Source organism: Synechococcus sp. H55.10 (assembly GCF_047502715.1).
Classification (GTDB): domain Bacteria; phylum Cyanobacteriota; class Cyanobacteriia; order Thermostichales; family Thermostichaceae; genus Thermostichus.
On the sequence record NZ_JANSJJ010000101.1, the window covers coordinates 1 to 5,186 of the forward strand.

Sequence of the window (5,186 nt, forward strand, 5' to 3'; positions counted from 1 at the left end):
GGCAGAAGAAGAGACAAAAGCTCTGCTGTCAAGCGGGTGAGGAAACCCCACCCGCCTACGCGGTGGGGTAGTTCATAGCAAAGACTCAGGTCGGATCCGCGGATCTACCCACATCAAGAGCAGATCGGCCAATAGGTTGCCCAAAATCAGCATCACCGCTCCCAGCAAAAGCCCGGCCATCACCACGTTGATGTCAAAGCTTTGGACGGCTTCCAAGAGCAGCTTGCCCAGCCCCGGCCAGTTGAAGAAAAACTCGGCAATGAAGGAGCCGCTGAGCAGATTGGCAAACTCAAAGCCCAAAATCGTGATCAAGGGGTTGACGGCGTTGCGCAATGCATGCAGCCAGATCACCCGCCATTCAGGAATGCCCCGTGCCCGCGCCGCCTGGATGTATTCCTGCCGCAGCACGTCCAAGAAGTTGCCGCGGGTAATCCGCTGCAGCCCGGCAAAGCTGGTAATGCTCAGGGCCAGCGTGGGCAAGAGCAGGTGGCGGCCCAGATCCAGCAGCTTCCCCCCCCAACCGAGCTCGGCAAAATAAACACTGGTCATTCCCCCTACCGGCAACCAGCCCACGTTTTGAGCCACGATCAGCAGCAAAATGGCCAGCACAAAGCTGGGCATGGCCTGCCCCAGGTAGCTGAGCAACTGCAACGCCCGATCCAAAGGAGTGTTCTGCCGCAGCGCCCCCAGGATCCCCAGAGGAATGGCAATTAGCCAAGTTAGCAAAACGGAGCACACTGCCAACAGCAAGGTGGCGCCGGCGCGAGAGAGGATGAGTTGCGCCACCGGCACGCGGTATGTGTAGCTGACGCCAAAATCCCCCTGCAGCAGATTGCTCAGCCAGGTCAAATACTGCCAAATCAAGGGCTTATCCAGGCCCAGCCGTGCCTCTTCCTGGGCGATAAACTCTTGGCTGACACTGGGATCCGCCCGCAAGGGATCCAAAAAATCGCCGGGAGCCAGTTGCAAGAGCAAAAAGCTGAGCACCGTGATCAGCAGTAGCACCGGCACCGCTTGGGCCAGCCGCTGCAAGACCAAGGCCAGCGGTGGCCACAGACTGAAAGCGCGCCTGCTAGGGGAAGAGGAGGTTACGGCCACAGGCAGAAGTCGGGTTGAGCAAGGTCCAAATCTCAAGGGGAGTGGGATTCCCGTCGAACTATGCTGCCATTCTTGCGGCCAGATTTCTAGCCTGCTGCCCGGCTTGGAACAGGGTGCAGTTGCCCAGAGTTGCCGTCAGGGGAATTGGGGGTTAAGCCGCTCCGGCAGGCGCAAGCCAAGGCGGTAGACTAGTCAAAAGCTTTTTCGATGAGTTGCCGTTGGGAAGATCTCTTGCGAAACCTGTTTCTTACCGGCGCTAGCGGCTGTCTGGGGCACTATGTGTTGGAGCGCCTGGCCCAGCAAAGGGATCCCGAGTTTCCGGAGCGGCCCGCCTACCACCTCTACATTCTTATTCGCAACCCCAGCCGCCTGCGGCTGCCCCCGGAACGGCTGCCCGCCCCCATCACCCTGGTGCCCGGCGATCTGCTGCACATCCGCGAGCACGCTGCCCTGCTGCAACAGATGGATGGGCTGATCCACATGGCGGCGGCTTGGGGGGATCCCACTCTAACCTGGGCGGTGAATGTTACCCACACTCTGGAGCTCTTTCAGTTGTTGGATCCCCGGCGCTGCCAGCAGGTGATCTACTTTTCCACCGCCAGCCTTTTGGATCAGGCGTTACAACCCTTGGCCATCGCCGGCCAGGCCGGCACCGACTACATCCGCAGCAAGTACGCGATGCTGCTGCAACGGCAGGAAAGCTGCTTCTGGCCGGATCGGCTGCTGACGCTCTACCCCACCCTACTGTTTGGCGGCAGCCCCCACCACCCCTATTCCCACATCACCGCCGGCCTCAAGGATGTGCTCCGCTGGCTGGATCTCATCCGCTTTTTGCGGGTGGATGCCAGCTTCCACTTCATCCACGCTGCCGATGTGGCAGAGATGGTGGCTCACTGGGTGGCCCATCCGCCCGGTGGCGGCGATTGGGTGTTGGGCAATCCCCCTCTATCTGTGGATGAGTGCGTAGAACAGGTGTGCGCCTATTTCAGAAAGCGGATCTACTTCCGCCTGCCCTTGCCCCTCGGACTCCTCCGCAGCTTGGCTTTTCTGTTTGGGGTGCGGCTTTCGGCGTGGGACGAGTACTGTCTGCGCCACCGCCATTTTGTCTATCCGGCCCTCTCGCCAGCAGCCCTGGGCTTGCCCTGCCACTTCCCCACCGTGGCCTCTCTCCTAGATGCCTACCTCTAGGCCGCTTTTATAGGGTCACGCCAACTCCCCTCTCCCTCTGGAAGAGGGGCTGGGGGTGAGGGATCCCGACAGGGATCAACCAGTAAAGGCCGCTGCTTCTCTGTGAGCCAAGCCCTGAAGCTGAGCGGCAATGCGCTCCCGGTTAAGCCTCTGCCCGATGAACACTAGGCGGGTCAACCGCGGCTCTTGCGGGCGCCAGGGCCGGTCGTAGTAGGTTTCAAATCGCCCTCCCACTCCCTGCAGCACCAGCCGCATCGGCTTGTGGGGCACGGCCACAAACCCCTTCACCCGGTAGAGGCATTCCTCTTGAGCCAGTTGACGCAGTTGGGCAACTAGGGATCCCGGCTCATAGCCCCCCTCCAGGCTCAGGTAAAAAGACTCGAAGGCCTCGTGCTCGTGCTCCTCCTCGTGGTCGTGGTGGCTGGGGCGGCGCTCCAACTGATCTTCCACCGCCGCCTGCAAGCCCAAGAGCACTTCTGGGGCAACCTGGCCCCGCTCACAGGGGAGGACTCGAACCTCAGGGCGCAATTGTTGCCGCAGCCAGCTCTCCACCTGGGCCCGCTGTGACGCTGGGATCTGATCCACCTTGCTCAGCAGCACCAAATCGGCGCAGCTCAACTGATCCGCAAACAGCTCCTCAATGGGCGTCTCGTGATCCAGGCTCTCATCGGCCTGCCGCTGCGCTTCCAGCGCCGCCCGATCCCCCACCAGTTGCCCAGAAGCCAGAGCCTGACCGTCCACCACTGCAATCACCGCATCCACCGTGGCGCCGGTGCGAAGGGTTGGCCAGCGGAAAGCCTGCACCAGAGGCTTAGGCAAGGCCAATCCTGAAGTCTCAATCAGGATGCCGTCCAGCTCCGCCCGCCGTTGCAGCAGGGTTTCCATGGTGGGCAAAAATTCCTCCTGCACCGTGCAGCAGAGGCAGCCGTTGGCCAGCTCCAAAATGGGGATGGATCCCTCTCCCTCGCAACGTTGGCAATCCCGCAGCAGTTCGCCATCAATGCCCACTTCGCCAAACTCATTGACCAAAACGGCGATGCGGCGGCCCTGGTTGTTGAGCAACAGGTGACGGATCACCGTGGTCTTGCCGGATCCCAAAAATCCGGTGATGACCGTAACCGGGACTTTGTGCATCTTTACCGAACATTCAGCCTTCTCAGTCTCTATCCTCTCTTCCTTCTCTGCCAATCCTGGCGGGGGGGATCCCCAAAAAAAAGGCCCCCTACCGGGGGCCAAAGGTTGATCTCCGAGAGACTTCCGTGCTTATCGGATCGGCTTCATCCGGTAAACCGGCTCGTTCTCGCGGCTGATCCCTTTCTCAAAGCCGGCAGCAGCGGCACGGGCGCGACCGGCATGCCACAGGTGGCCAACGAAGAACAGGAAGCCGAAGATGAAGTTGTGGGCTGCCAGCCAGGTGCGCGGGCTGGTGAAGTTCACCGTGTTGATCTCGGTCGCCACACCCCCCACCGAGTTCAGGGATCCCAGTGGCGCGTGGGTCATGTACTCCACCGCACGGCGAGCTTGCCAGGGTTGGATGTCGTTTTTCAACTTATCCAGATCCAAGCCATTGGGGCCCAGCAGCGGCTCTTTCCAGGGCGCCCGCACATCCCAGAAGCGCATCGTCTCACCGCCGAAGATGATCTCGCCCGTGGGGGAGCGCATCAGGTACTTACCCAGACCGGTGGGGCCTTGGGCCTGGCCGATGTTCGCCCCCAGGCGCTGGTCGCGCACGATAAAGGTGAGGGCTTGCGCTTGCGAGGCTTCAGGGCCGGTGGGGCCGTAGAACTCGCTGGGGTAAACAGTGTTGTTGAACCAGATGTAGCAGGTGGCAATAAAGCTCATCAGCGAGACCGCCGCCAAGCTGTAGGAGAGATAAGCTTCCCCCGACCAGATGAAGGCACGGCGGGCCCAGCCAAAAGGCTTGGTGAGGATGTGCCAGATCCCACCGGCAATGCAGATGATGCCGATGTAGATATGGCCGCCGATCACATCCTCCATGTTGTCCACGCTGATGATCCAGCCGTCGCCGCCGAAGGGAGACTTGAACAGGTAGCCGAAGATCACCGCCGGGTTGAGGGTGGGGTTGGTGATCACTCGCACATCGCCACCGCCGGGAGCCCAGGTGTCATAGACACCGCCAAACCACATGGCCTTGGCCACCAACAGGAAAGCCCCCAACCCCAAGAGGATGAGGTGGATCCCCAAGATGGTGGTCATCTTGTTCTTGTCTTTCCAGTCGTAGCCGAAGAAGGGGAAAGACTGCTCCAGGGTTTCTGGGCCGCGCACGGCGTGATAGATGCCCCCCAACCCCAGCACTGCGCTGGAGATCAAGTGCAGCACGCCGATCACAAAGTAGGGGTAGGTGTCGATAACTTCGCCGCCCGGGCCAACCCCCCAGCCCAAAGTGGCCACGTGGGGCATCAGGATCAGGCCCTGCTCGTACATAGGCCGATCCGGCGTGAAGTGAGCCACCTCAAACAGCAGCATCGCTCCCGCCCAGAAGACGATCAGGCCGGCGTGGGCCACGTGGGCACCCAAGAGCCGACCGGAGAGATTGATCAAGCGAGCATTCCCGGCCCACCAGGCAAACCCGCCCTGGGTGCGATCCTGCATCGCTGCGGAACCAAAGGTCGTTGAAGTCACTGAGGCCAGCCTCCAAAAAGAGTAACAGTCAGTACAGCAGAAGATAGAGGTGAAAAGCAAAGGAGCTTAAGAATGGCCGAGCGCCTACCCATCCAATCCAAGACCTGAATAGGCGAACGCTCGGCCCCGGCTCTCACGTGAAGGATCGAGAGAACTCAAGCGTTCGACAGCCAGCGCCAGTTTAGAGCGCGTTGCCGCGGGGTAGGACTTCTTCGGGGAACTCAAAGCGCTCGTGCGGCTGGTCCTGCGGCGCCATC

At 61.0% G+C, this 5,186-nt stretch carries 4 protein-coding genes and 1 pseudogene; 1 reads left to right on the forward strand and 4 read right to left on the reverse strand.

Annotation, left to right across the window (positions count from 1 at the left end; genetic code table 11):
* Window positions 1-72: 72 nt before the first annotated feature.
* Window positions 73-1,098, reverse strand: a complete 1,026-nt coding sequence (locus NW858_RS07500) for an ABC transporter permease (protein WP_414339001.1) — start codon at window positions 1,096-1,098, stop codon at window positions 73-75.
* 231 nt (window positions 1,099-1,329) lie between these two features.
* On the opposite strand from NW858_RS07500, the gene NW858_RS07505 reads away from it, so the two are divergent.
* Window positions 1,330-2,286 carry an NAD-dependent epimerase/dehydratase family protein gene (locus NW858_RS07505; RefSeq protein WP_414520217.1) on the forward strand — a complete coding sequence of 319 codons (957 nt, stop codon included), beginning with the start codon at window positions 1,330-1,332 and terminating at the stop codon, window positions 2,284-2,286.
* Window positions 2,287-2,361: 75 nt separating this feature from the next.
* Here the strand turns inward: NW858_RS07505 and cobW are convergent, their stop codons facing one another.
* The 3 genes and pseudogenes from cobW to NW858_RS07520 form a co-directional block, all read right to left on the reverse strand.
* On the reverse strand, window positions 2,362-3,420 hold the full coding sequence (gene cobW / locus NW858_RS07510; RefSeq protein WP_414520218.1) for a cobalamin biosynthesis protein CobW: 1,059 nt from the start codon (window positions 3,418-3,420) through the stop codon (window positions 2,362-2,364).
* Between the two features lie 129 nt (window positions 3,421-3,549).
* Window positions 3,550-4,899 (reverse strand): photosystem II reaction center protein CP43, encoded by a 1,350-nt coding sequence (psbC, locus tag NW858_RS07515; RefSeq protein ID WP_414335970.1) that lies wholly within the window; start codon window positions 4,897-4,899, stop codon window positions 3,550-3,552.
* Between the two features lie 211 nt (window positions 4,900-5,110).
* Window positions 5,111-5,186 (reverse strand): annotated as a pseudogene (locus tag NW858_RS07520) (photosystem II protein D2); the annotation flags it as partial.